This is a genomic window from Aquimarina sp. AD1 (assembly GCF_003443695.1).
Lineage (GTDB): Bacteria > Bacteroidota > Bacteroidia > Flavobacteriales > Flavobacteriaceae > Aquimarina > Aquimarina latercula.
The window spans coordinates 24829-50110 of record NZ_CP031966.1 but is presented as its reverse complement, the minus strand read 5'-3'; the positions used below and the strand labels follow the sequence as shown (position 1 = coordinate 50110).

The 25282-nt window shown below is 31.7% G+C and carries 27 protein-coding genes; 14 read left to right on the top strand and 13 right to left on the bottom strand.

Features of this window, described 5'->3' with window-relative positions:
• Positions 1–129: 129 nt before the first annotated feature.
• The 4 genes from D1815_RS00265 to D1815_RS23985 form a co-directional block, all read right to left on the bottom strand.
• A complete protein-coding gene (locus tag D1815_RS00265) occupies positions 130–2361 on the bottom strand; it encodes a TonB-dependent receptor plug domain-containing protein (protein ID WP_118385470.1) in 2232 nt (743 codons plus the stop codon).
• A gap of 33 nt (positions 2362–2394) precedes the next feature.
• Positions 2395–3687, bottom strand: coding sequence for a tetratricopeptide repeat protein (locus D1815_RS00260; RefSeq protein ID WP_027392155.1), 1293 nt, complete (start codon positions 3685–3687; stop codon positions 2395–2397).
• Positions 3688–3819: 132 nt separating this feature from the next.
• On the bottom strand, positions 3820–4434 hold the full coding sequence (locus D1815_RS23990; protein WP_118385469.1) for a DUF4331 family protein: 615 nt from the start codon (positions 4432–4434) through the stop codon (positions 3820–3822).
• Between the two features lie 26 nt (positions 4435–4460).
• Complete coding sequence (locus D1815_RS23985) at positions 4461–5132, bottom strand: DUF4331 family protein (RefSeq protein ID WP_118389809.1); 672 nt, start codon at positions 5130–5132, stop codon at positions 4461–4463.
• 173 nt (positions 5133–5305) lie between these two features.
• On the opposite strand from D1815_RS23985, the gene D1815_RS00245 reads away from it, so the two are divergent.
• A complete protein-coding gene (locus D1815_RS00245; RefSeq protein ID WP_118385468.1) occupies positions 5306–6487 on the top strand; it encodes an LETM1-related biofilm-associated protein in 1182 nt (393 codons plus the stop codon).
• A gap of 36 nt (positions 6488–6523) precedes the next feature.
• On the opposite strand, the gene D1815_RS00240 is transcribed toward D1815_RS00245, so the two are convergent.
• Both D1815_RS00240 and D1815_RS00235 read right to left on the bottom strand, forming a co-directional pair.
• The gene (locus D1815_RS00240; RefSeq protein WP_118385467.1) at positions 6524–7147 is read right to left on the bottom strand and encodes a hypothetical protein; all 624 of its coding nucleotides are present in this window, start codon (positions 7145–7147) and stop codon (positions 6524–6526) included.
• A 2-nt stretch (positions 7148–7149) separates the two neighbouring features.
• Positions 7150–7644, bottom strand: coding sequence for an RNA polymerase sigma factor (locus D1815_RS00235; RefSeq protein WP_091408586.1), 495 nt, complete (start codon positions 7642–7644; stop codon positions 7150–7152).
• Between the two features lie 209 nt (positions 7645–7853).
• Between D1815_RS00235 and D1815_RS00230 the strand changes: the two genes are divergently transcribed.
• Entirely contained in the window at positions 7854–9152 is a 1299-nt protein-coding gene (locus D1815_RS00230) for an NAD(P)/FAD-dependent oxidoreductase (protein ID WP_118385466.1), read from the top strand.
• Between the two features lie 19 nt (positions 9153–9171).
• Here D1815_RS00230 and D1815_RS00225 read toward each other — a convergent pair whose 3' ends face one another.
• From D1815_RS00225 to D1815_RS00215, 3 genes are all read right to left on the bottom strand, one after another.
• Positions 9172–10035: a GLPGLI family protein gene (locus D1815_RS00225; protein WP_118385465.1), complete on the bottom strand. Its 864-nt coding sequence runs from the start codon at positions 10033–10035 to the stop codon at positions 9172–9174.
• Between the two features lie 132 nt (positions 10036–10167).
• Positions 10168–11043, bottom strand: coding sequence for a GLPGLI family protein (locus D1815_RS00220; protein ID WP_118385464.1), 876 nt, complete (start codon positions 11041–11043; stop codon positions 10168–10170).
• A 117-nt stretch (positions 11044–11160) separates the two neighbouring features.
• On the bottom strand, positions 11161–11967 hold the full coding sequence (locus D1815_RS00215; RefSeq protein ID WP_118385463.1) for a GLPGLI family protein: 807 nt from the start codon (positions 11965–11967) through the stop codon (positions 11161–11163).
• Positions 11968–12165: 198 nt separating this feature from the next.
• On the opposite strand from D1815_RS00215, the gene D1815_RS00210 reads away from it, so the two are divergent.
• The 10 genes from D1815_RS00210 (at position 12166) to D1815_RS00165 (ending at position 20096) form a co-directional block, all read left to right on the top strand.
• Positions 12166–14319 carry a TonB-dependent receptor domain-containing protein gene (locus tag D1815_RS00210; RefSeq protein WP_118385462.1) on the top strand — a complete coding sequence of 718 codons (2154 nt, stop codon included), beginning with the start codon at positions 12166–12168 and terminating at the stop codon, positions 14317–14319.
• A gap of 93 nt (positions 14320–14412) precedes the next feature.
• Positions 14413–15036, top strand: a complete 624-nt coding sequence (locus D1815_RS00205) for a hypothetical protein (protein WP_118385461.1) — start codon at positions 14413–14415, stop codon at positions 15034–15036.
• A 21-nt stretch (positions 15037–15057) separates the two neighbouring features.
• A complete protein-coding gene (locus D1815_RS00200; protein ID WP_118385460.1) occupies positions 15058–16419 on the top strand; it encodes a 2TM domain-containing protein in 1362 nt (453 codons plus the stop codon).
• On the top strand, positions 16412–16756 hold the full coding sequence (locus D1815_RS00195; RefSeq protein ID WP_108803668.1) for a 2TM domain-containing protein: 345 nt from the start codon (positions 16412–16414) through the stop codon (positions 16754–16756). Before D1815_RS00200 ends, D1815_RS00195 begins: the two co-directional genes overlap by 8 nt.
• A complete protein-coding gene (locus D1815_RS00190; protein WP_108803667.1) occupies positions 16746–17087 on the top strand; it encodes a 2TM domain-containing protein in 342 nt (113 codons plus the stop codon). The genes D1815_RS00195 and D1815_RS00190 overlap by 11 nt, the downstream gene beginning before the upstream one ends.
• 16 nt (positions 17088–17103) lie before the next feature.
• On the top strand, positions 17104–17418 hold the full coding sequence (locus D1815_RS00185; protein WP_027392169.1) for a 2TM domain-containing protein: 315 nt from the start codon (positions 17104–17106) through the stop codon (positions 17416–17418).
• 49 nt (positions 17419–17467) lie between these two features.
• Positions 17468–17782, top strand: coding sequence for a 2TM domain-containing protein (locus D1815_RS00180; protein WP_118385459.1), 315 nt, complete (start codon positions 17468–17470; stop codon positions 17780–17782).
• 35 nt (positions 17783–17817) lie between these two features.
• Positions 17818–18123: a 2TM domain-containing protein gene (locus D1815_RS00175; RefSeq protein WP_035084596.1), complete on the top strand. Its 306-nt coding sequence runs from the start codon at positions 17818–17820 to the stop codon at positions 18121–18123.
• A 63-nt stretch (positions 18124–18186) separates the two neighbouring features.
• Entirely contained in the window at positions 18187–19326 is a 1140-nt protein-coding gene (locus D1815_RS00170) for an amidohydrolase family protein (protein WP_118385458.1), read from the top strand.
• Between the two features lie 14 nt (positions 19327–19340).
• Complete coding sequence (locus D1815_RS00165; RefSeq protein WP_118389807.1) at positions 19341–20096, top strand: LytTR family DNA-binding domain-containing protein; 756 nt, start codon at positions 19341–19343, stop codon at positions 20094–20096.
• A 76-nt stretch (positions 20097–20172) separates the two neighbouring features.
• Here the strand turns inward: D1815_RS00165 and D1815_RS00160 are convergent, their stop codons facing one another.
• Positions 20173–21588, bottom strand: coding sequence for a hypothetical protein (locus tag D1815_RS00160; RefSeq protein WP_035084600.1), 1416 nt, complete (start codon positions 21586–21588; stop codon positions 20173–20175).
• A 568-nt stretch (positions 21589–22156) separates the two neighbouring features.
• On the opposite strand from D1815_RS00160, the gene D1815_RS00155 reads away from it, so the two are divergent.
• The gene (locus D1815_RS00155) at positions 22157–22570 is read left to right on the top strand and encodes a hypothetical protein (RefSeq protein ID WP_118385457.1); all 414 of its coding nucleotides are present in this window, start codon (positions 22157–22159) and stop codon (positions 22568–22570) included.
• Between the two features lie 90 nt (positions 22571–22660).
• Here the strand turns inward: D1815_RS00155 and D1815_RS00150 are convergent, their stop codons facing one another.
• Both D1815_RS00150 and D1815_RS00145 read right to left on the bottom strand, forming a co-directional pair.
• Positions 22661–23464: a 1-acyl-sn-glycerol-3-phosphate acyltransferase gene (locus tag D1815_RS00150; RefSeq protein ID WP_027392179.1), complete on the bottom strand. Its 804-nt coding sequence runs from the start codon at positions 23462–23464 to the stop codon at positions 22661–22663.
• 167 nt (positions 23465–23631) lie between these two features.
• Positions 23632–24276, bottom strand: coding sequence for a CoA pyrophosphatase (locus D1815_RS00145; protein WP_027392180.1), 645 nt, complete (start codon positions 24274–24276; stop codon positions 23632–23634).
• On the opposite strand from D1815_RS00145, the gene D1815_RS00140 reads away from it, so the two are divergent.
• Complete coding sequence (locus D1815_RS00140) at positions 24270–25028, top strand: peptidylprolyl isomerase (RefSeq protein ID WP_118385456.1); 759 nt, start codon at positions 24270–24272, stop codon at positions 25026–25028. The genes D1815_RS00145 and D1815_RS00140 overlap by 7 nt on opposite strands.
• A gap of 49 nt (positions 25029–25077) precedes the next feature.
• Here the strand turns inward: D1815_RS00140 and D1815_RS23510 are convergent, their stop codons facing one another.
• A complete protein-coding gene (locus D1815_RS23510; RefSeq protein ID WP_155839632.1) occupies positions 25078–25239 on the bottom strand; it encodes a hypothetical protein in 162 nt (53 codons plus the stop codon).
• Positions 25240–25282: the final 43 nt, after the last annotated feature.

Below are 25282 nucleotides of genomic sequence, written 5' to 3'. Positions count from 1 at the left end.
ACCAATATATCCATACTAAGAAGAAAGAGCCTGTTCCCCCTATAAACAAGCTCTTACTAACAACATCAAAAAACAAAACCAATTAACTCAATTATCTTTTCGATACTTTATTCTATTCATCATTATATTCTAAAACCTATATGTTATTCCTGCTTTTGCAAAAAATGGTGTGCCAGGTGTAAAGTGAATTTCTTCTTCTGATTGAGTTTCGTTTGCTAACCTAGATTCTGTAGCAAATTGTGTTTCGTTCCATTCTGTATCAAATAAATTCTCAACACTTAATGAAAAATCAAATTGCTTCCATCTGTAATTCAATGACATATCAATCACCATATATCCTTTTGCTTGGATATTATTATCTTCTGTTGCCGGGCGATCTCCTAAATACCTGAAACGTATCCCGCCAGAGAAATTATGTAAACTCTCTATTCTTATTCCTCCTGCAGCAGTAAATTTTGGAGCTAAAGGAATATAATCATTACCATTTTGCTCTTCTATACTTCTGGCATATGTGTAGGTCGCATCCGAGTCTAAAAACAACCAATCATTTACTTGATATCTTCCACTAATATCAATTCCGGTTCTTCTAGTTTTCCCACTAGGTTCAACTACTCCTTCATCTCCCACATATACAAACTCTTGTTGCAATCCTAAATACCAAAGTGTCGTATTCAAAAATACTTTTGAGAAAGGTTTCCAATTCATTCCAAAATCTATACCATATGAATTAGGTAAAATTTCTTCTCCATTTCGGGCAGTTACTACTCTAGTGTCATTACCGTGAAATCCAATTCCTGATTTTGCAAAAAAATGTAAGTTATCACTTGGATCGTAAGAAATTCTCAATTTAGGTGATATAATAGATTTTGTCTCAGATAGAACAGTAAAAGGAGCCAATAATGCATCCTCGTAGACATATTTAAAATAATCCAAACGAACAGCAGGTGTTATTTTTAGCTTCCCTAAATCAAAAGTTACATCTGCAAAAGCATATGCATTTGTTTCATTTACATCTCCTAAACTTACACGTTCGAGGGTTTCATTCCTATTAACTGTTCTGGATAATTCATTATCATCAATCGTATCATTCCGCAATCCGATTCCACCATTTAATTCTAACTCTACTTGATCCCAATATTTTCTAGAACTAAAAACACTATTAAAACCAAACAATTTTCTGCTTTCTTTTTGTCTAATTTGATCTCCATTTACAGGATCATTAAGGAAAAAAGTGAAATTAGAATATAATTCGAAGTCATACATTGTATAAAACACATTGGTTCTAAACGTCGAGTTTTCTGCAATAAAAGTATCGTATGCCAGATTAAAGTTCGTTCTAGATGTGATTCCACCTTCTGTATCATCAATAGCTCCAAATCTCGAGATAACACCTTGCGCTACTGCCCTATTTGGTATTTGTCCAGAAGCATCCCAACGACTTGTAAAATGTGAAGCTGTGGCTGATATTTTTTTATTATCTGATAACTCCTTAGTATATTTCCCAACTACATTAATTCTATTAAAATTCTGAGGCGAATCAAAAGGACCATCACTCTCTAGATATTCTAATGCTAATGTGGCATTTTCTTTAGGAGAAGTACCTAAAAGATTAAATAAGCCAACTGTACGTATAGTATTGAAATCTCCTGCTTCTACTTTAATTTTATTATTAGTAAAACTTTCTTTTGTTTTAAATGCTACATATCCAGCTGTATTAAAGTTTCCCTGATCAGCCGTGTAAGATCCTTTTCCAAAACGTATTTTATCAATAGTTTCAGGAATAATAAAATGTAAATCTGCATATCCTTGTCCATGGGCATGAGATACCATATTTACTGGCATACCATCTACAGAAATTGAAATATCTGTCCCATGATCAACGTCAAACCCTCTTAAGAAAATCTGTTCTGCCTTACCACCACCTGCATGTTGACCTATAAATAGGCCTGGGACTTTTTGTAACAATTCTTGAGAAGAGCTTACCGGATTTACTTTCATATCTATTTTATTAATCAGCTGTAATGGATTAATCTCCTGTTTTAAGACCAACTCATCCAACTGAAAAATTTTACTTTCTAACATTATTTCAATCCCGTTATCAAAATCGACTTGTTTAATAATTAAGTTTTTCGTTTCAAAACCTAATAAGCGTATGGTTAATGTATCATCAATTGCTACTTTAGGAAGTAAAAAAGTTCCATTTTCTAAAGTGTGGGTATGGCTCTCAGCATGATTATTATATACATACGCTTCGGAAAGAGCCGTATCAAATGCATCAACAACTTTTCCTTTTAAAGTTTGATTTTGAGCGTAAGTGTGTAAGCCGAATATCAGCGAGAATATCACAAGTATATTTTTCATGGTATTTTTTAATAATTTAAAAGAAAGTAATTTTTACAGATTCATTAATTCCTTAGAAATAACAGGTCCTAACTCATAACTACTTTCCATCAATTCTTCAATTATTGGACTTACTTTTTCTGATAAATTATTTGCTTTATAAATCTGAGCAATATGAAGATTCGCTACAGGTTCAAATGTCTTATTAACTATATAATTCTCAGCAATCGACAATGCTTCTTTATGATCTCCTTTTAAATTTAATATATATGCCTTTAAATCATAAGATTGTGGTGTTGGACGGTTCTGTATTTCTTCTTCAGCTATAGCTAATGCTTTATCATACTCACCATATTCTTCTGCAAGGAACAATGCCGTATGCGTATTATACATAGCACCGTATTTATTATCTTTAACTGAATTATAATATTTTATTAGATTGATTTTTTTGACAGTATCATTTTTATGAAATTCTGCTATCTCTGCTTTTAATAAAAAATAGTCCGGGCTTTGATAATCAGACATAACCGCATCAAGAATTTTTAACGCTTCTTCTGGTTTATGCTCATAAGAATATATAATCCACGCAATACCTTTTTTTGCATATGCATTAGAAGGATCAATTGCTAAAGCTTTTAAATAATGATCATAAGACTCTTCTATTCTACCAGCATGACCATAATAATCAGCTAAATTGGTATAGGACCATAATTGCAACCCTTTGTTTTTACTACTCTCTGCAATTTTCAATGCCTTTTCCATATTCCTAATAGTGGCATCCAAATTACCTTTATAATCATTCCATTTAGCTAAACGAATTAGAAAATTATAATCACTTTGATTTGTTATTTTTTGTAAATACTTCTCCGCATTTTCATATTCTCCTAGCTCCATAGATATATCAAACAGGACCATTTCTGTCGCCTTACTATTTGTTTTTAAAAGATAAGCACCTTGTGCTGCTTCTTTTGCTTCAATAAATCTATGTTGGGATATATAATTATGCGCTAATGCTAAAAGATACCCTGATTTTCCAATTGCTGCTACATCTACAGATTTTGTTAATGCTTTCTCAGCTAATTTAAGATAAGCTATATCTCCAGTAGAATGAAATAGTTCTGTATATGCAGTTGCAGCTGGTGCTAAAGCTGTAATCTGAAGACTGTCTGCTTTTATTCTAGAATTCCAAAATTGAAGCTTTTCTTTAGTTTCTTTTGTTGTTTGATTATTCTGTTCAGCAAAATATACCGCATAATCTTCTGGATTCGTAATAGTTGCTTCTTCTTTTTTACAGGAAACAATAAGTATTCCTATTAAGAGAACTATGATGCTATTTGATATTTTCATTTGTTTTGTTTTTTGAGTTTAAACCATCATTCTGAGCCTACTATATTGACCTTTATTAAGGTATACAAAATCATTTGAGGGCTGATTTAGCTACAGACAGGCTCAGCTTGACAGCAAAGAATGTGGTTTTACTTACGAACCGTGTGGTGACTCTAAGTATGGGAATGTATCTGAAGGTGTCTCCCCTGAATTACTAACTCCATCAGTAACAAGTATTGGTAAATCTGGAGTTCCATCATTATCTAAATCTTGTCCATTAAATCGATCTCCTGTTTGTCCACCAAATAATAAGATTAACGATACATCAATCACATCATCTGTAAGATTTCTTCCAGTTAATACGTTAGTCCCATCAAAATAAGTTGTTGGTACTCCTGGAGCGACTTGTAATACATCTGATGCTAAAACCATAGTTAAGGTTGTAATGTCTAATCCTAAAATATTGTTCTCATAAGTTGCTCCAAATGCATTATGCAGCCCTGCTAATTGAGTTTCGAATAATGATTGAAAGTTTGCTCCTTGTTCTGAAGGGATCGTTACATTAAAGCTATTCTCTATATCAGATGTTGCACTAAAAACCGTATTGATACCAGGACGTCCCATTTGATCTTCTTGCGCAAAGGTTCCGGAGAAATCCAAAACTATAGGTGGATTAACTACGACCACATCGTCATCATTACTACAGCTTGCTAATCCAACTAGTATGATTAAAGCAACCGATATATTTTTTAATTTATTTAGTTTCATAATATCTATTATTTTAAAATTCTTGATTATTGTTTTCTTTTTGCTTCTGCCCAAGTATTAAATACTTCAACTCCTGTTCCTGCTGGGTGGCTAAATGTCCCTCCTAAAAGTGAGTTAGGCACTTCTACGACTATCGATAATATATTAGTTCCATCAAAATCATCATTACCAGGGTTATTAAATCCTCCAGAAGCCATTCCACCAATAATGGCATTGAACTGATTGGAGTCAAAAAAGAAAGGATCTTCTCTTAAACCTGCGAAATAAGAAATTCCATTTGCTTCTGATGTAGTGGAATTAGACCCTGTACTTATTGCAACTTGACCTAAGTATTGTGTATCATCATCAATAGTACTATTCAAACCAGTCTGTGAAGGTTGATAAGGGCCAAAAAAATACATCACACCATCTCTAGGTATAGCTTGTATCACTAGATCTTCTAACAGATCGCCATTATTGTCGATGTTAATTTCTACTAGAACGTTTTCATCAAAAGTTGCCGAGCTTCCTGGAGCTAACAACCCTTGAACATTTGCTACAAACACCGTATTATCTGGATTTGCTCCTTCAAAAGCATACAGATCCGTAATGTCAGCGGTACTTCCTACAACTGCTGGAGCATCTATATGATCTGCTGCCATAAAAACTGCTCCTAGGCTAAAGAGACCTCCTAGAATAAATAAATTTGTTTTTCTAATCTTGTTCATTTTATTTAATTTTAAATGTTTACGCTATTACATACGAGGATAAAAAGAACACGGTTTTCTCAAGTGTGTTAAAAATTTGTTAACTATCAATTTATAGATCTAGATTATCGTTGAATGCCGTTAGATGAAAAATAAATTTACCTTTGTGCTAAACCTACAAACCTATGAACCCATCAACAGCTGGTTGGATAGATAAATTTCTGAGAGATTTTGATATAGATTCTCTTTCTTTATCATCACTAGATGAATTATATCCAGAACTAAGGAAGGTAGGTTTTATATATGGTACTTCTGTAGAAATAGCTTTGTCATATGATTCAGAAATCATATACTCAGAAGAAGAGAAAACCAAGATAAATCTTTTTACTGCTTTGGTAGTTACGTATTATGATACTATCGATAATGGAGATTCTAAAGACTGTATTAAAGCTTTAATAGAGTTTTATGAATACTTAGATACCAAAAAATCTTTTTTCTCCTTTGTCAATGCATTGACAACTAGTAAAAGTGAGAAACTAGAAAAAATAATTAATACTAGGATTCAGACGAATGAATCTATTTTCAAAAAGAATTTTAGTCATTTACTAACAAATGCCTTATTGTTTATTGATGTTCTAGCTTTTGAGCATTTTTTGATTCATGATATAAACCCCATTGAGTACGCTGCTTCTCTAGAAGAAACATTAACAAATATTGTTTTTCTTGCTCTAAATTCGAAAATAGAAAAAGATGATTACTATGAGTTACTAGTTAAGCTTTTTGCTTCTTCTGTACGATATACCAAGGTAAATACTGATGAAGATGCTAGTTTTGATCAAATAGATTTAGATACGTACACTGATGAATTAGAGAAAAGATATATTCTAGATCTAACAAGTTTGGCTGTTTGGAATGATAAAGAAATTGATTTAGGAGAACAAGATTTTATGCGTGCATTAGGAGCAGAACTTATATTACCAAATCAATGGGTTAGAGAATCCCTACATTCTGTGCAATCATTTGTAAAAGAGCATAAAGAAGAAATATCTTTTTTTAATTATTCTAATCCGGCACACCACTTTTATAAGCAAACCTCGAGGACTGTAAGTATCTTAATCCTTAGAAATAAGAAAAGGTTAATTAAGGAAATTTCTGAAAGTAAGGATTTAATGATTTTATTAGGTCAATCTGCGGTTAGAGATTTATCTAAAGAGGAAAAACAACAAATGAAGCAGCAATTACTAGATGTATGCAAAACGATTCCTTCTCTTGCAATTTTTATTCTTCCTGGCGGTAGTTTATTATTACCACTATTAATAAAATTTATTCCTCAGTTATTACCTTCTGCATTTAACGAAAACAAATAAAAAATCCTGATTTAATCAGGATTTTTTATTTGTTGTTTATACTTCTAATTTCTGAAGTTCTTTATAATTCTTTTTTAACCTTCTAGTCAGTATACCATAAATCAATCGATATAACAGTGCTAAGAGTCCTATAAAAATAGCCAATACTATCACAGAAGTCACTATAACCAGATAAATTGGAACTTCTTGATCTGCTGACTTGCTAGTATAAGCATCTGTATAAAATGCCATATATGTGATTACAACCAATGTCGTTATCGCAAGAAAGCTTATATTAATCCATACATACTGTTTTACTGTCTTTCTTGTATTTAGAATATTTTTCATCAAAACAGCTGCTGAATCTGTTGTCTGGATATTTTTATAATTTAGATAAAACCTGATCATAAAGTATAGTAATATCCCATATGACAATATCGTTGTAAACATTGAAAAGCCTTCTAAACCAAGAACCTCTAATTCTTCGTATTGACCAGTTAATCTAACTATAATATCTATTGATGACCATACAATAAATTCTAAAACACTTATGATAAAAATCCATTTTACCATCGAAGATGATTTTTTCAATATCATCTTGTAGATTTCATTATATGATAACTTCGGAAGCGCTTCGTCTTGATTCTTCCAGTCTTTTTTTAATAATTCTAATTCATCCATGCTTATGGGTTTAATATTTTTTTCAACTTCGTTTTCACCCTATTCATTTTCACTCTTGCATTTACTTCAGAGATTCCCATAGTCTCTGCAATTTCTTTATATGATTTGTCTTCCAGATATAGAAAAACTAACGCTTTTTCAATATCATTTAATTGTTTTACTGCTGCATACATTAACTTAAGCTGTTGTTCTATTTCATCATCATACTCTTCTGCCTTAATTTTGAAATCCATGGCGTCAAAATCAGAAGTCTTAATACTTCTTTTTGATTTACGATATAATGTAATAGCCGTGTTCAAAGAAACTCTATACATCCAAGTACTGAATTTAGAATCTCCTCTAAATTTTGGATACGCCTTCCATAACTGGATAGTAATCTCCTGAAACAAATCATTATGTGATTCTGCATCATTCGTATATATCCTACAGACCTTGTGCACAATATTTTGATTTTGCTCAAGATTAGTTACAAAACTATGTTCTAATTCTTTATTCACTTCAGTTAGTTACACCTAATAAGTAGGTAATAAAACAAATACGTTACACATTAAAAACTAAAATTTACACATATTATAAATATCCTTTAATAAAAACAAACAATAAAAAACTAATAATCAGGTAGTTTATCACATAAAAACAACAAAAATAAATATTCTGTAGGGTATATGATATTATCATTTTATCTTTGTAGAACAACACTTTATTTATGAACATTCCTTATACTAATTTACCAAGATTAGTGATTATCGGAGGTGGTTTTGCAGGAGTTGCATTGGCCAGAAAAATGGTCAAAGAAGATGTACAACTCGTACTATTAGATAGACACAATTATCACACATTTCAGCCTTTATTATATCAAGTTTCTACCTCATCTTTAGAGCCTGATTCTATTGCGTATCCTTTAAGAAAAATTGTAAAGCGTGGAAAAAACACGTTTTTTAGAATGACCGAGGTAAGCTCTATAGATCCTAACGAAAAAAAAGTACATACAAACATAGGTAGTATTACTTATGATTATTTAGTTATTGCCACTGGAGCACGAACTAATTTCTTTGGCAATGAAACTATCGAAAAAAATGCGATGCGAATGAAAAATCTTCCACAAGCGTTGAATTTACGAAGCTTATTGTTAGAAAATCTAGAACAGGCAGTTATTACTACAGATCCAGAAAAGAGAAAAGAATTATTACGTTTTGTATTAGCCGGTGCAGGACCCACTGGTGTAGAATTAGCAGGAGGAATTGCAGAATTACAGCTCAATGTACTTCCGCGTGATTACCCTGATATGGATTTTAGTGAAATGGAAATTCATTTAATAGAAGGAGCGGATCGCGTTTTGCCTCCTATGAGTACAAACGCATCGGAAAAAGCCTCTAAATTTCTTACAAAAATGGGGGTTCGTATTCATACCAATACACAAGTAACTAATTATGAATCAAACTTGGTATCTACCAATACTGATCTTTCTTTAAAAACTGCAACTTTTATATGGTCAGCTGGAGTTACTGGTGCTCCGGTAGAAGGATTGCAAGCAGATACTCTTATACCAAGAGCAAATAGATATAAGGTAAATGAATATAATCAAATCGAAGGTTATAATGATGTATATGCTATTGGAGATATTGCTTTGATGCAAACAGATGAATATCCAAAAGGACATCCTATGGTAGCCCAACCAGCAATACAACAAGGAAATCATCTAGTAAAGAACCTTAAAAGGCAATTAAAAGGAATGCCAATGATTCCTTTTAAGTATTTTGATAAGGGATCTATGGCTACTATTGGTCGTAATAAAGCTGTTGTAGATTTAGGCAAATTCCGTTTTGGAGGATTTTTCGCCTGGTTTGTTTGGATGTTTATACACTTATGGTTTTTAGTCGGTTTTAGAAATCGTTTTGTTACGTTTTTTAATTGGACGTATAACTATATTAATTATGATAAAGCTGCAAGACTTATAGTAAGACCTTTTAAGAATAAAAAAGAAAATGAAGTAGAACGAGTGTAATTCTATTTAAGATCATATTCTAATATTGATTAAATAGCTTAGAAGGTAAATCTTTAAGTTCTTCTCTAGTAATTTTTTCTCCTTCGGTTGGTGGTTTAATATCTATAGTATCCGAAGAAAGTAACTGAATTTTGTGAAAACGGACTGTTTTCTTTCCTTCTTTTAATTCTAGAATAAGTCCAGGTAATCCATAATATCCTTTTGGACCATGATTAGCTATAATCTCTTTAGTATACCAAGCTTCTACCCTTTTATCAAAGTTGTTTAGTACAGCTTTATAACATACATATTGATCAATTTTTTTGGTCTCTTTTGTTAGTGTCCATTCTTGCTTATCCAATACCTCTTCAATCAAAAATTCTCTTCCTCTAAAATCAAACTCATGTACTTTTAAATAGCTTGTTTTCTTATTTTGTGATTGGTCTATGTAAATTACTTCAGAGTCATAATAGTTAATTCGTACATTTTTAAAATTATCTCCTTTTTCATTAGTTCCTTCCTGGGAAACTGTATCATTACCCGCCTTATTCTGTGGATAATACAATGTCTTTTTATTCTCTAATTTCAATACGGTAATATAATCGTACTTGGGTATTTTTAATGATTTTTGTTTATTTCTCACAGTATGGACCTTTAATTTCGATAAAAGATCTTGCATTTTTTGCTCATGTACTTGAATAGAGTCTTTATTTTTTTCTGCTTTCATTGCAGCTTTTAATTGTATTATCTCAATAGCAAGCAATTCAATTTCTTTCTCACCAGAATGATCATATCTGGTATTCACCTGAGACGGTATACGTTTCTCTTTATAAAACACAGTCATCTGCTGAGATTGCGTAGTAATAGAAAATAAAACAATGATTAGTAATAATAGTTTTTTCATTTTTCATTTTTGATGGGCTTAGAGATCAATTAATCAATTTTTTCTCCCAAAGCTGTAATGATTTTCTTTTTATGATTATGATAAAGTAAGATGTGTTCCTAAATTCAAAGAAAATACAACCATAGCATCTATTTAATATTCATTAAACAACTTAGAAGGTAAATCTTTAAGTTCTTCTCTAGTAATTTTTTCTCCTTCGATTGGTGGTTTAATATCTGTAGTATCCGAAGAAAGTAAATGAATTTTGTGAAAACGGACTGTTTTCTTTCCTTCTTTTAATTCTAGAATAAGTCCAGGTAATCCATAATATCCTTTTGGACCATGATTAGCTATAATCTCTTTAGTGTACCAAGCTTCTACCTTTTTATCAGAGTTGTTTAGTACAGCTTTATAACATACATATTGCTTAACTTTTTTTGTCTCTTTCGTTAATGTCCAACGTAAATCTATTAGCTTTTCCTCTATCAAAAACTTTCTACCTCTTTGATCAAATTCATAAATCTTTAACGAACTGATTTTTTGATCTTTCTTATGATTTATATAAATAATTTCTGAATTATTATAATTAACCCGTTCATCTACAAATTCACGGCCTGTTTTATTTGTTCTGGTATAGGATACAGTATCATTACTAACCTTTTCTTGTGGATAGTACAATGAATTTTCATTCTTAACCTTTAGAACAGTAACAAAGTCATATGCTGGAATATCCAAAGATTTCTTCTTAGTTTCTTTAAAAATTTTCATAGAATGAGCAGACATTTTATTCGCTTGCTCCTGTATCATTTGGCGAAATATATCAGTAGAATCTTTATCCTTATCAGCTATACTAGCCGCTTTGATTCTCTTTATTTCATCCATATAAATCTTAAAGTGTTCTGTATCCATCGGTGCATGACGTCTCGAAACCTGAGCGGGTTTTCTTTTCTCTTTATAAAACACAGTAATTTCCTGACTTTTTCCTAAAAAGGAAATAAATAAAATGATTAAGAGTAGTTTAATTTTCATCCGTTTCTAATTTCTATTATAACTATAGTATATATCTAAGTGTTATATTCATTAAAAATGTTACCCTTTAATTCTTATAAATTCCCTGTAACATCTATTTTATATTTTAACAATTCATCAATGTTCATTAAAAAGTAACATTGGAATATCTTCTAATTCTTCTCTAGTAATTTTTTCTCCTGTATTCGGTGGTTTTACTTTAAAGCCATCTAGTGTATAAAGTATTCTATCTATAACGATAACTGCATCGTCCTCCACCACTTTTACTATTAATCCCGGTAAGCCCCAATATCCAGCTGGACCAAATGAACTATCTATATCTTCTGTATACCATACTTCTACAGGTTTTTGGTTTTTAGTAGTATATACCCCGTAAGATCCGGTAAATTCTTTTTTTAACGATTTAAACAATAATGCTTTTTTACAAGTATACCCAAACATTTTTTTGGTTTCATTGGTTTTTTTCCAATTTAATTTAGATAACTTTTCTTCAATTAAATATTCTTTTCCATACGCATATTCAACACTTGATTTTTTCTTTTTACGCTTGTTGACATACACAACTTTATACTCTTTTTCTGATGTTTCTCTACTTATAAAAACTCGCTTACCTCCTTTCCCATAAGTAACTGAATTATTTATTGTGTCATTATATTGTCGTTCTATAGGATAATAGATTGACTTACTACCATCTATTCTTAGTACGCTGTTGTATTCATAACGCTTCAATTCGTTACTATGGTCTTTGGCTTTATCTCTTATCAATGACATATCATCCTCTGTCCTTGGAATAATATCTAACATAGAAGATCTTAACTGCCTATAATTCGCTTTTCTGACTTCGTTATAGAAAACGGTAAATTCTTGCGCATAATTCCCTACACACATAAATAGAAAAATTGATAATAGAAGTGTAATTTTCATAAAGATATTTGTGTACAAAAAGCAAAACTAAGAAATTAGTTGAATGATTCAACTAATTCCTTAGTTTATTTTATTATTATCATTTTTCCCGCAAACAACATTCCATCCTATTATTTCAACAGTTGAGTTATATTCAATTTTATCATCTGCTTTTTTGCTTCAATTTTGGGGTATCAATTAAAAACAACAAAAGAACAGATGAAATCATTACTAACCATAATTTTATTACTCACCATATCATTTTTACATGCGCAAACTACCATTTCAGGAACCGTTACAGAACCATCTGGCGCTCCTATTCCTGGGGCTAATATTTATTTAGAAGGCACCTACGACGGGGCATCAACAACAGATGATGGCACATTCACTTTTACAACCTCCGAAACGGGAGAACAAATGTTGATTGTATCTTTTCTTTCTTTCGAAACTTATGTATTCAGTGCCTCTGTAAACAAAATGAAAGATCTAAAAATAGTACTAAAAGAAGATGTAAATTCTTTGGGAAGCGTTATTCTTAACGCAGGTACTTTTTCTGCAGGAGACAATAGTAAAGCATCAGTATTGACTCCCTTGGATATTGTTACTACCGCAGGAGCAGCCGGAGATTATATTGGTGCCTTCCAAACCTTACCAGGAACATCTACTGTGGCAGAAGATGGTCGACTATTTGTAAGAGGTGGTGATGCTAATGAAGCTAATGTTTACATTGATGGTTTAAGAGTCTTTCAACCTTTTTCAGCAACAGCTAATAACATTCCTACTCGTGGTCGTTTCTCTCCTTTTCTATTTAAAGGCACCAACTTTTCTACAGGTGGGTATTCTGCAGAATATGGAGATGCTTTATCTAGTGTATTACTTTTAAATACCATTAATGAACCAGAACAAGAAAAAACAGATTTATCTTTTATAACAGTTGGTCTTGGTGTAGGAAACACACAAAAATGGGAGAAAAACTCCTTAAGTATCAACGCATTTTACCTTAATCTAAAACCATATCAGGAAATCATTTCTCAACGTGTAGATTGGATTAAACCTTTCGAGTCACTGTCAGGTGAAGCTGTTTATAGACATCAATTTAATAATGGTTTATTCAAATTATACGGAGGCATAAATTACGCTGATTTCCAATTAATTCAGGAAGATATTAACAGACCCGAAGGAATCAATTTTGGACTTACTAATAGAAATCTATATCTAAATGCCTCTTATAAAGGTGATCTAAGAAATGATTGGACATTAGCTACTGGAGCAAGTTTTGCCAATGATTACAATGACATAAAAATTGAAGAAACTAATGTTGATAATGATGATAATAGCGCACATCTAAAAATAAAACTAAGAAAAAGATTTAGTAATCGATTTAAACTAAGTTTTGGAGCAGAACAATTCTTAGGTAATTTTAAAGAAGAAGCAAATGCTCAATCCTTTGGGAATTTTCGGAGTAGTTTTAGAAATAACAGTACTGCTGCTTTTTCTGAAGCTAATGTATTTTTCAATAAAAAATTAGCAATGCAAGTTGGATTACGAGCTACTCACAATGCTTTACTTGATGTTACGAAGATATCTCCTAGGGCTTCTTTAGCGTATAAAATTGCAGATAAATCTCAAATTTCTTTAGCATATGGAGATTTTTACCAAACGCCTCAGCAAGATGTCCTTAAATATAATAGTTCATTAGACCCAGAAAAGTCATCACATTATATTCTTAACTACTTGTACCAAAATGATGGAAGAACCTTACGAGCAGAAGGGTATTATAAAAGCTATAACAGTTTAGTCAAATTCGATACTGACTTACCAGAATTTGACAGTTTTTACAACAACAATGGAGATGGATATGCAGCTGGATTAGACCTTTATTGGAGAGACAATAAATCTATTAAGAATTTCGAATATTGGGCGAGTTACTCCTATTTGGATACAAAGAGAAATTATAGAAATTACCCAGAACGTGCTACTCCAAATTTTGCCGCAAAACATAATCTATCTGTAGTTGGAAAATATTGGGCTAAAGATTGGAAATCTTTAATCAGTGCTACCTATAATTTTGCTTCTGGACGTCCATACACAGATCCAAATACTATTAACTTTTTAGGTGAAAAGACAAGAACATTTAATTCTTTAAATATGAGTTGGGCTTATCTAATTAGTCAACAAAAGATTTTATTTGTATCAGTATCTAATGTGTTAGGTTTTGACAATGTATTTAACTATCAATACGCCAATACTCCTAACATTAATGGTGATTTTGCTAGACGTGCTATTAGACCAACTGCTGATCGTTTCTTTATAGTCGGTTTCTTTTGGACAATCAGTGATAATAAAAACGATAATCAATTGGATAATCTGTAATACAATTCATCTCAAAAAAACTACAGTTCGGTATTATTTAATTCCAAAACACACCCTATTAAAGGATCTTTACAATGTAAAACAACCAATACTATGAAAACATTAATTATTATACTTACCATTTTTACAATTACAACTACCACTGCTCAATCGGCCTACGAAAAAGGAATGGGAAAAGCTTTTGAACTTTGGGGACAACAAAAAAATGATGAAGCTGCCAACTTATTCGAAAGAATTGGTAAAGCAGAAAAAGACAACTGGCTTCCATTTTACTATGCTGCTCAGATCCATATTGTAAAGACGTTTGGAACTAAAAATGCAGAAGAAGTAGAATCTCGTCTTACAAAAGCCCAAGATTACCTTAATCAAGCCAAAACTTTTTCTAAGAATAACGCAGAAATCCTAATTATGGAAGCAATGTTAAATACTGCATATGTAGTATATGATGGAGCAAAATATGGAATGACACATTCTGCTAAAGTGGAAGAATTATATCAAAAAGCAAAGATTATTGAACCTAAAAACCCAAGAGCAATATTATATCACGCAGAATGGCAAATGGGAGCAGCAAAATTCTGGGGTAAAGACCCAAAAGCCTTTTGTTCTGAGATAGAAAAAGCTATCTTGTACTTTGATACGACGTCTTCTGCCATACCTTTTTATCCAAGTTGGGGAAAAGATCAGATAGCAAGAATACAAGAAAATTGTAAGTCATAAACAAAACAATATTTAGCATATATGAATACCCGAAAAGACATAAAGTTTATTGTAATTGTTTCTCTAGTAATTTCATTAGTAGTTGCTGTATTAAATTTATTAACTAATGGTTTTAAATTCGAAGAGGTTTTTACGGTCTCTTGGTTTGGAATTAACTTTATGTATAGTTTCTTTTTATGCTATATAAACACATTATATTTTCGATTCATCAATTATAAATTCGAATGGAAAAATAAAGGAGTTAAAAGAATAGTAATTGGTGCAGGAGGTTCCATTATTATCACTATGATAGGGTTTGCAATTTGTGAATTTATAGCAGCGGTTATTATTCTAGAAAGACAAACTGTCGAGGAGTTTTTAGCTGACCAATCATTTAAAGATTATATTTTCCCTTTATTATTTACTACAGTAATTTCCTTATTCTTTCATGCAATGTATTTCTACAAAGCACTACAAGAAAAAAAGGTAACTGAACAAAAAATAATCGCAGGAACAGCGTCAGCAAAGTTTGATGCACTAAAAAATCAGCTTGATCCGCATTTTTTATTCAACAGTTTAAATGTGCTAACATCTTTGATAGATGAAAACCCAAGAATGGCTCAGAAGTTTACCACTTCCTTATCTAAGGTGTATCGATATGTTTTAGAACAAAAAGATAAAGAACTAGTAACTGTAGATGAAGAATTAAAATTTGCAAAAACATATATGACCTTACTAAAATTAAGGTTTGAGGATAGTATCATTTTTGAAATGCCAGAATCTGCAGGTAATTCTGAAGCAAAGGTAGTACCACTATCATTACAGATTTTATTAGAAAATACGATCAAACATAATGTGGTTATGCCAGATAGACCTCTACATATAAAAATTTATGAGGACGATGGTTTTCTAATTGTAGAAAACAACTTACAACCTAAAGAAGTTATAAAGCAAAGTAGCGGAGTAGGTTTAGGAAATGTGCAACAACGATACGGATTACTAACTAAAAGAGAGTTTTCGGTATTCAAGACAGAAACGGCTTTCATTGCAAAGCTTCCAATATTAACAAAAAAAATAACATCAATCGATATGACAGCATCACAGAATATAGAAATCGTTAAAGATTTAAAATATAAAAGAGCGAAAGACAGAGTTAAAAAAATGAAAGAATTCTACGGAAGTCTAACAGCATATTGCATCGTAATTCCTTTTTTAATATTTATAAATTATAGAACTACAGGTTTTGGCCTTCCTTGGTTTATTTTTCCGATGGCCGGATGGGGATTAGGATTACTTTTCCATTATGCAGAGGCTTTTGACCATCATCCAATATTTGGTAAAGATTGGGAGAAGAAAAAAATTAGAAAATATATGGACGAATCTAATCGAAGAAATTATGAATGATAATGATAAAAGAAAAGCATATAACAGTGCTAAAAAAAGAGTTAAGGAGGAACGAAGTTTTTTTTCACACGTCGCAGTGTATGTGGTAATGAATATAATAATCATAATTTTTAAAATAAAAATTGGAGATTATGTAAATAGTGAAAATTATGACAATTACCTGCCATGGAATCTATTTAGTGCTCCGATATTATGGGGAATTGGTTTACTGGCACACGGATTATGGACATTCAGAGGAAAAAATGGATTAGGAAAATTATTTAGTAAATCCATCTTTGGTAAAGAATGGGAAGAACAAAAGATTGAAGAATTTATGAACAAGAAGAATGACATCTAAACAAATGGAAAATTCTGAATTACATAAAAGATATTCTAAAGCAAAAAAGAGAGTTCAAGACGAACGATCTTTCTTTACACACCTTGCCTTGTATATAGTAATTAATATGGTGATTACTTATATAATTTTACAACTAAAACACCATATATATGACGGATATTTATTTTTAAACCTAATTAGTTCTCCTGTCATTTGGGGAATATTCTTACTTGGACACGGGCTATGGGTTTTTGGAAATAAAGATGTATTAAGAAAAGCATCAAAACCATCTTTTTTAAGCAAGAAATGGGAAGAAAAAAAGATTGAAGAACTAATGCAAGAAAATAACTAATTCTAAAAAATATAACATGGAAAACTTAGAACGACAAACAAAATATAGAAGAGCAAAAAAGAGAGTCCAAGAAGAAAAAGGTTTTTATAGCCATTTTACAGCGTATGTAATTGTAAATGTTTTTCTACTTCTGATCAACTCAGATTTCATAGATGAAGGATTTAATAATTGGCTAAATTGGAATTTATACATTACTCCATTTTTCTGGGGAATTGGTTTATTCTTTCACTGGGTGAAGGTTTTTAATCCAAATATAATTTTTAGTAAGCAATGGGAAAAACGAAAAATCAAAGAACTAATGAATGAAGATAACACTATAGATTATCTATAGTGATCAAAATCATTAATCAAAAAACAACAACAATCTAAAACTATTCATTATGCAAGACTATGAAGAAAAAGACAGATATGAACTAGCTAAAAAAAGAGTGGATGATGAACGAGGTTTTTATACACACCTAACGTTTTATATTGTTATTAACATAGTTATATTAATCATCAACACTAATTCGGACAATCAAGGATTTAAAAGCTGGTCACAATGGCACTTATACATTACTCCTGCACTCTGGGGAATAGGGTTATTGTTTCACGGATTAAAGGTTTTTAAACATAATTTCATTTTTGGAAAGAACTGGGAAGAACGAAAAATCAAGGAACTAATGGACGAAGAAGATACACCAGATGTATCATAACATCAATCAAAACTAACACTAAAAAACTAATCATCATGAAAGATTTCGAAGAACAAAAAAGATACGAACGCGCAAAAGAACGAGTAGACGAATTAAAGAAATTTTACAATAACCTATTTTCCTATGTTATTGTTATAGGCTTCTTAGCTGGTCTAAATTACTATCAAAATGAATGGCGTTATGCCTGGTTCTTATGGGCTGCATTTGGTTGGGGAATCGGTTTAGCTTTCCATGCTGTTAAAGCATATAGAATTAATCCTATGTTTGATAAAGATTGGGAAGAACGTAGAATCAGAAAATATATGGATGAAGAAGATAAAGAAAAGCAACTTTGGGAGTAAATTATGCTCTTTCTATATTGTTTATATAATCCAATTTTGATAATGAAATTAAAGTAGGTAAAAATGAAAACACTCATCCATCTTATTATTATATTTTTTATAGGTTTACTTAATGCTCAAGAATCTTTTATCATTAGAGATGTAACTATTTTTGATGGTGATAAAGTGATCCCAAAAACATCCATTCTTGTAGAAAATGGAACTATCTCTAAAGTTGCCAAATCAATAAATCACAAGACTACTGTTATTGATGGAAATGGTAAATTTTTAATGCCTGCAATGACTAATTGCCACGTACACGCTTGGGGAGTTCCTATTTTACAACAAGCGGCAGGAGCTGGTGTATTTAATCTATTGGATATGCATGGTGTTGAGCCATACCAAGGAATGATGAAGACCTATAGAGATTCTACAAATTATGCTCGTTTTTTTGTAGCTGGATATGCTGCTACCGCTCCAGAAGGACACGGTACGCAATATGGTTTCCCTGTTCCTACCCTAAATAGACCAGAGGATGCAATTAAATATATAGCTGATAGAGTAAAAGCAGGTGTAGACCACATTAAAATAATCGTTGAACCATGGAAACCTTCATTATCGCACGAAACCGTTAAAGCGATTATTGATGAAGGTCATAAAAACAAAAAAAAGGTAGTAGTGCATGTTTCTAAAATGAATGACGGATATCAAGTGCTAACTAATAATGCCGATGGATTGGTACATATCTGGAGAGATACTCCAATGCCAGAAGAGCAGTTACAACAATTAGCAAAAGAAAAAGATTTTTTTGTGATCCCAACACTTCTTGTATCAATAGAAGTCCAAAAGAAACGAAGAAAAAAAACCGCAGAAGAAATTGAACAAATAGAAGCATTTTTAAAAAAAGAAGTAAAACGATTATACGATGCAGGAATCCCTATTTTAGCAGGAACCGATCCTCCGAATGTAGATATTAACTATGGAACCGATCTTTATAAAGAGTTAATCCTGATGTCAGAAGCAGGTATTCCAAATAAAGAAGTCTTAAAAGGAGCTACCTCCTTACCAGCAGATAAATTCGAATTAGGAAAAATAGGATATATAAAAGAAGGGTATATTGCTGATCTTTTATTATTAGATAAAAACCCAATAGAAGATATTAAACATATAAATACGATGGTATCTATGTGGAAAGCTGGAAAAAAAGTACAAACAAAAAAGTAATTTTAATTAAACATATGAACGTAATAATAATCGAAGACGAAAAACCTGCTGCTAGAAGACTCGGACGTATGCTAGATGATCTAGGTATTAAGATCAATACAATGCTTCATTCTGTTAGTGAATCTATTGAATGGTTTAGTAATAATGAACATCCTGATTTGATATTTTTAGATATCCAATTAAGTGATGGGTTATCGTTCGAGATTTTTGACGCTATTACAATTAAAAGCTCGATTATTTTTACAACTGCCTATGATGAATATGCATTAAAAGCCTTTAAGTTAAATAGCATCGATTACCTACTAAAGCCAATTGATGATGAAGAATTAGAAGCTGCTGTAAAAAAGTACAAGGATCAGATATCACCAGGTCAATCTATCCAAGTAGATTTTGAAGACATTAAGAAGCTGCTAGTCAACCCAATAGATCGAGTATATAAAAAACGTTTTACTGCTCGCGTCGGTCAGCATCTTAAAATCTTTTCTGTAGAGGATATTGAATGTTTTTATTCAGAAAACAAAGGAACATACCTTCATACGAAAGAAAACAGAAACTATCTTATCGATACCACGTTAGAATCTCTAGAAGATGAATTGAACCCACAACAATTTTATAGAGTGAATCGCAAATTCTATGTAAATATAAATGCGATAAAAGACATTATCTCTTATACCAATTCTAGATTACAAATCAAGTTGAATCATTTTAGTGAGCAAGAAATCATTGTAGCACGTGAACGTGTAAAAGATTTTAAGGATTGGTTGGAGTAGACAAAAAAAACCTTAAGATTTAAAAATCTTAAGGCTTTTAGGAAAAATAATAATAAATAAAACTACAATTATTCTTCTATATCGCTACAATTCCTTGTGTATTTGTATCTGGAAGATTCCCTGACTCCTCTCCTATTGGGCTAAGCGTTTGTCCATTAACTCCAAAGATTCCAATAGTACCATCTAATCCATATAACTGGTATAAGAAAGCTCCATCATCAGAAATCCACATATCAATCCATCCTTCTGTAGTTCCGAATGCAGCTCCTGGATCTGTAGTATTACCTGTAGCTCCCACACCTTGAGCAGCTGTTTGATCTAACAAGGTTACTACACCATTATTAAAGCTAAAGGATGCCAATCCAGCTTCTATAGCATTTGATACAAAAAATGTATTTTCATCTGACGTAAAATCTAACCAACAAGCGGTTCTTCCTGTGTTTCCTTCACCTGATCTAACATCTAAGTTAACATCTACAAGTTGATCTCCATCAATTCTCCACGTAGAAACAGAACCATCTTGTAAAGCTGGAAATGCTGGCGGTGCTCCATTATATTGAAATTCTCTAGCCTCAGTAACAACTGCATATAATTCTCCATCTGTTCCTCTAACAATTTGAGATCCAATTGCCGAAGGAAGGTTCCTTTGCTCTGCATTTCCTCGTAAAGTAGAAGTAGCACCATCTAATCTAGTAAGTGAACCTCCATTAATACCAAATAAAACTACTTCGTCTTGATTACCCACTGCAGTACTTCCTGTTCCTAAATTATCTGTAGCACCTACATCTAAACCAGCAGCTCCTGCATTAATAGAAGCAACGATCGCATACGCTCCACCAGGAGCAATATACACACAAGACGGTCTGTTATCTAGATTAACAGAAGCTCCAGCAGATTGAAAAGTTCCATCATCTAATAACCAAAAAGAATCTAAAGTACCTCTATGCATTGGCTCTCCTCCATCCAAAAACTCTGAGCGCGTAATATTGGTTACTAAAACCAAACTATTTACTCCTGTCATACTTTCTGGAGCAGGATAAGAATCTATACTATTTGGACCTTGGGCGGAAGTTGTCTGAAGGACAGGATTTCCTAAAGAGAAATCATCGTTTACTGGCAATGCAGAAATTGTATTACTACCTGCATTTACTGCTAAAACAAATGCATTATCTCTTGTTTTGGTAATTGCATATGCTGAGATTAAAGGATCTAATCCTTCTCCTCCATCAAAATCACCACCATTTCCTCCTGTAGCAACGGGTCCTATCGGCGTAAGTGTCCCATCTACATTTCTGCCATAAGTTACAATAGTATTAGGTCCCTGTTCTACCCCATCTACCTGTCCTTCACCATTTGTCATTGCGTATACCGCTCCTACAAAATTATTAGTTTCTTCTCCCCCATCTGGAACGAAATTATCATCATCGTTACACGAAGTGAATATTAATGTTGAGGCCAATAGTATATATAAGCTAAATTTTAGATTTTTCATTTTGTTTCTTTTTTTGAGTTTTGAGTTTTGAGTTTATGTTTACGTCAAACTTTGCACATTGCCTTTTCATAAAACAAGACAATGATTAATTGCTTTTACACACTTTTATTCGGCCGAATACAATGCAAAATCAAGAAATGAAGTATTTTAATTTTTAAGTTTCTTGACTGATATTTGGTACGTTTTATACTTTCTGTACTTACAAGTCTAAAAGAGTCTATCGAACATAAAAAGAAAATAAAAAGGTAACAACAAAACTCGTAAAACATTAAAAATCAAATATTTAATTAAAAATAAAATATTTACACAGGAATTGTAAAACCTATAGCTTTTAAAATAACATTAACATTTATGTTAGATATCTTTAACAAATAAGTTTTCTTAGGAATGTTAGCTAGCTAACATAAGTCACTATCAATTCATCGTCAAAACATACTAAAACTAGAATAAAAAAGATTTTAATACAATCAGGTATAGGCAACCCTCTTTAAATATTAAAGTTCTAAGTAGTTCTATAATTTTGCGCAACCATTTCAATTTTTCACATCTTATAAAAAAGCAAAAGACAATGAACAAACCATTCAAATTAATCGTTATCCTAATATCTTTATTATTTACAAGTGCACAGATATCTTGTGATGACACTAATAATTGTGAAGATGCTATCTGTACATTAGTACTGATTAGAATTTCGGTATCAATAACTGATCAGGATCAAAAGCCTGTTATTTTAGACTCCTATGAAGTGATTAATCTAGAGAATGGAGAAAATATTACCGTTTCATTGTCCCCAGCCGAACAAGAATTGCAACTTGGACAATACCTATTAGTCGAGGATGATGTGCTTGGAGTAAATCAAGAGCAACAAATTCAATTTAGAGGATTTATTAATGATCAGCAAGTTATTAGTAGTGACTATACAGTAAGTACTGATTGTTGTCACGTAAGCTTAGTATCAGGGGATTTAGAACTTACACTTTAAATAAAAATGAAAACAGCTATAGTCTCAACCAATTTTGGCACTTTAGTTATTGATTCTGAACATTCAATAAATCGGAAATATTAAAATATTCTAATATTCCCATTGTCTTTTCTTGTTCAATTCTTCTTCTGCATCTAACTCTTCTTGCGGAATTACTTTAAGAAAAGAGGAATGTTGTTCAATAGCAAATTCTAATTTGCTGACAATATCGTCTACAGTATCATTTTCGTAATCAAATTTTAATGGTTCTTTAATAACCATTGACTGAAGAATTCCTCTTTTTTTGATTCTAATACCTTTTTTATCAAATGATCTTCTAAAACCATCAATTACTATTGGAATTACTATAGGCTTATATTGCCTAATAATATGTGCAGTCCCTTTACGAATTGGTTTAAATGGTTTAGTAGTTCCCTGCGGAAATGTAATCACCCATCCATCTTCTAAGGCTCTTTTGATATTAGTAATATCACTCATCTTTACCTGGCGATTGACATCCTGGCCTTTTTCCCTCCAAGTTCTTTCTACCGTAATAGCACCTGCATATGCTAATATCCTTGCAAGTAAACCGGCATTCATGGTTTCCTTAGCGGCTACATAATAAAGATTAAGTTTAGGTTTCCATAAATATCCAATATTTTTTATTGAATCTGTACGACCACTTAAACTAGCATTAAAAACATGGAACATGGCAACCACATCAGCGAAATAAGTCTGATGGTTAGAAACAAATAATACATTATTATCAGGAAGCTCTTTAAAAATCTCACTTCCTTCTATTTGTAACTCATTAAAGCCTCTATAACGACGATGCGTCATAGATCCCATAATTCTAATAAGCCATTTTTTTAGGAATAATATATGTCCAAAAGGATTTCTTTTAAATAATCCCATAAATAATTTTAGTTTATTAGCATCTATTATTTTCAAGCAAAAAAATTATCACTTCTGATTATTAGTTAGTTATACTTAAAACTAAATACAATTAATTAAATAATAGATAACAATTCAGTTAAATTCTTCTAAATATTAAGAAGAAAATGGGAGCCAAATATACAAAATCATCCCTCTAACGCAGATTTTATAAACATTTTAAGTTCACTAAGCATCATAGCTGTGGCACCCCAAACGATGTAACCATTTAATTCAAAGGAAGGTACTTCGATATTTTCTGCATAAGAAGTAGACAATTTTTTAGAAATTACATTGCTTTCATCTAACAATTGGGATATAGGTACTTCTATTATCTCAGCTACTTCTTCTTCTTGTTTTACGAAATTAGGTAATCCATTAGAAACTCCCATGAATGGATGCACCCAAAAATTAGATGGAGGTATATACACTTTGGTTAATTGTTTCAATACCTTGATTACATCAGAATTTACCCCTATTTCTTCTCTAGTCTCACGTAACGCAGCTTCTTCATAATTTTTATCATATTCTTCTACCTTACCACCAGGTAATGCTACCTGTCCCGAATGTACTCCTTCATACGTTGGTCGTAAAATTAATGCTAAATGTGTAATATTCCCTTTAGGATAAAAGAGCATCATAACGGCTGCATCTCTAGGATTTTTCTCCTCTATCTTAATTTTATAAAGCTCCTGTTTTCTAATTTCTGGAGCCATAATAAAATGAGAAGATTCTCCAGGCACCGACATTTTCTGTATTTTTGGTATTAATTTTTTAAATGTTTCGAATGTCATTAACCCGATTGATTTTAGTATTTGGTTTCGTTAGTCTTTTTATATTCTATAGTTGTGAAGATACACAATCTAAAAAAACTAAACAGACAGTTGTAAAAAATGAAAAAGACAATTCTGAGCAAAACACTATGAATCAGAAAGATTTACTAAAAACTACAAAAAAAGAAAAAAACAATATTTCCAAAACTATAGATAAAGAGCCATTTAAACTGACCAATACTAACATGAAAGAGTTTTTATTAAAATATGGTAAAGAAAACCCAGAAACTCTTGTTCGTATTAGCACCAAATTTGGAGATATTGATATTAAACTTTATAAAGAATCCCCTATGCATCGTGCTAACTTTATTTATCTAGTTAAACAAAAATATTTTGATGAGACTTTCTTTTATCGTGTTGCCAAAGGTTTTGTTATTCAGGGTGGAAATAGTGACCGTACTCAAATGGCTCAAAAGCGTCATGATATTGGAGATTATACATTACCTCAAGAACCAATAAAAGGTCTTAAACATAACAGAGGATCAGTGGCTTTATCCAAGCAATGGGTAAACAATCCTTCTAATCGCTCTACACCTTATGAGTTTTTTATTGTAATCGCTAAAGAAGGAGCTCCTCATCTAAATGGAGAACATACAATCTTTGGGAAAGTTATAAAAGGTATGAGCGTGGCTGATAAAATCTCTAATGTTCCTGTTGATGGCAGTGAATGGCCTAAAGAAAACATATTTATCAAGGCAGAAGTAATTAAATAAATAGCTGTCTAAAAAATATATCATCTTATAGACAGCCATCATTAATAGTTTAGCAAGGATCGGCTATTGTTTCGCACTGACAAGTATTACGAGTACCTACTGCGTGTTTTACACGCTCCTTATATGGCCCCATAGGATGTGCCAACCCTCCTTTTAGCTTTGAAATAGTTTCTTTACGCAATTCTAAGTGTTTAAAACTCTTTGCTTTCATGATATTTGATTTTATGATTTATATCAATATATCAATCATCATA

What these genes read in the sequence shown, in the direction of transcription:
- D1815_RS00265 (WP_118385470.1), bottom strand. Translation starts at nt 2,361, where the DNA reads ATGAAAAATATACTTGTGATATTCTCGCTGATATTCGGCTTACACACT.
- D1815_RS00260 (WP_027392155.1), bottom strand. Translation starts at nt 3,687, where the DNA reads ATGAAAATATCAAATAGCATCATAGTTCTCTTAATAGGAATACTTATT.
- D1815_RS23990 (WP_118385469.1), bottom strand. Translation starts at nt 4,434, where the DNA reads ATGAAACTAAATAAATTAAAAAATATATCGGTTGCTTTAATCATACTA.
- D1815_RS00245 (WP_118385468.1), top strand. Translation starts at nt 5,306, where the DNA reads ATGAACCCATCAACAGCTGGTTGGATAGATAAATTTCTGAGAGATTTT.
- D1815_RS00240 (WP_118385467.1), bottom strand. Translation starts at nt 7,147, where the DNA reads ATGGATGAATTAGAATTATTAAAAAAAGACTGGAAGAATCAAGACGAA.
- D1815_RS00230 (WP_118385466.1), top strand. Translation starts at nt 7,854, where the DNA reads ATGAACATTCCTTATACTAATTTACCAAGATTAGTGATTATCGGAGGT.
- D1815_RS00225 (WP_118385465.1), bottom strand. Translation starts at nt 10,035, where the DNA reads ATGAAAAAACTATTATTACTAATCATTGTTTTATTTTCTATTACTACG.
- D1815_RS00220 (WP_118385464.1), bottom strand. Translation starts at nt 11,043, where the DNA reads ATGAAAATTAAACTACTCTTAATCATTTTATTTATTTCCTTTTTAGGA.
- D1815_RS00215 (WP_118385463.1), bottom strand. Translation starts at nt 11,967, where the DNA reads ATGAAAATTACACTTCTATTATCAATTTTTCTATTTATGTGTGTAGGG.
- D1815_RS00210 (WP_118385462.1), top strand. Translation starts at nt 12,166, where the DNA reads ATGAAATCATTACTAACCATAATTTTATTACTCACCATATCATTTTTA.
- D1815_RS00205 (WP_118385461.1), top strand. Translation starts at nt 14,413, where the DNA reads ATGAAAACATTAATTATTATACTTACCATTTTTACAATTACAACTACC.
- D1815_RS00200 (WP_118385460.1), top strand. Translation starts at nt 15,058, where the DNA reads ATGAATACCCGAAAAGACATAAAGTTTATTGTAATTGTTTCTCTAGTA.
- D1815_RS00195 (WP_108803668.1), top strand. Translation starts at nt 16,412, where the DNA reads ATGAATGATAATGATAAAAGAAAAGCATATAACAGTGCTAAAAAAAGA.
- D1815_RS00190 (WP_108803667.1), top strand. Translation starts at nt 16,746, where the DNA reads ATGACATCTAAACAAATGGAAAATTCTGAATTACATAAAAGATATTCT.
- D1815_RS00185 (WP_027392169.1), top strand. Translation starts at nt 17,104, where the DNA reads ATGGAAAACTTAGAACGACAAACAAAATATAGAAGAGCAAAAAAGAGA.
- D1815_RS00180 (WP_118385459.1), top strand. Translation starts at nt 17,468, where the DNA reads ATGCAAGACTATGAAGAAAAAGACAGATATGAACTAGCTAAAAAAAGA.
- D1815_RS00175 (WP_035084596.1), top strand. Translation starts at nt 17,818, where the DNA reads ATGAAAGATTTCGAAGAACAAAAAAGATACGAACGCGCAAAAGAACGA.
- D1815_RS00170 (WP_118385458.1), top strand. Translation starts at nt 18,187, where the DNA reads ATGAAAACACTCATCCATCTTATTATTATATTTTTTATAGGTTTACTT.
- D1815_RS00165 (WP_118389807.1), top strand. Translation starts at nt 19,341, where the DNA reads ATGAACGTAATAATAATCGAAGACGAAAAACCTGCTGCTAGAAGACTC.
- D1815_RS00160 (WP_035084600.1), bottom strand. Translation starts at nt 21,588, where the DNA reads ATGAAAAATCTAAAATTTAGCTTATATATACTATTGGCCTCAACATTA.
- D1815_RS00155 (WP_118385457.1), top strand. Translation starts at nt 22,157, where the DNA reads ATGAACAAACCATTCAAATTAATCGTTATCCTAATATCTTTATTATTT.
- D1815_RS00150 (WP_027392179.1), bottom strand. Translation starts at nt 23,464, where the DNA reads ATGGGATTATTTAAAAGAAATCCTTTTGGACATATATTATTCCTAAAA.
- D1815_RS00140 (WP_118385456.1), top strand. Translation starts at nt 24,270, where the DNA reads ATGTCATTAACCCGATTGATTTTAGTATTTGGTTTCGTTAGTCTTTTT.
- D1815_RS00145 (WP_027392180.1), bottom strand. Translation starts at nt 24,276, where the DNA reads ATGACATTCGAAACATTTAAAAAATTAATACCAAAAATACAGAAAATG.
- D1815_RS23510 (WP_155839632.1), bottom strand. Translation starts at nt 25,239, where the DNA reads ATGAAAGCAAAGAGTTTTAAACACTTAGAATTGCGTAAAGAAACTATT.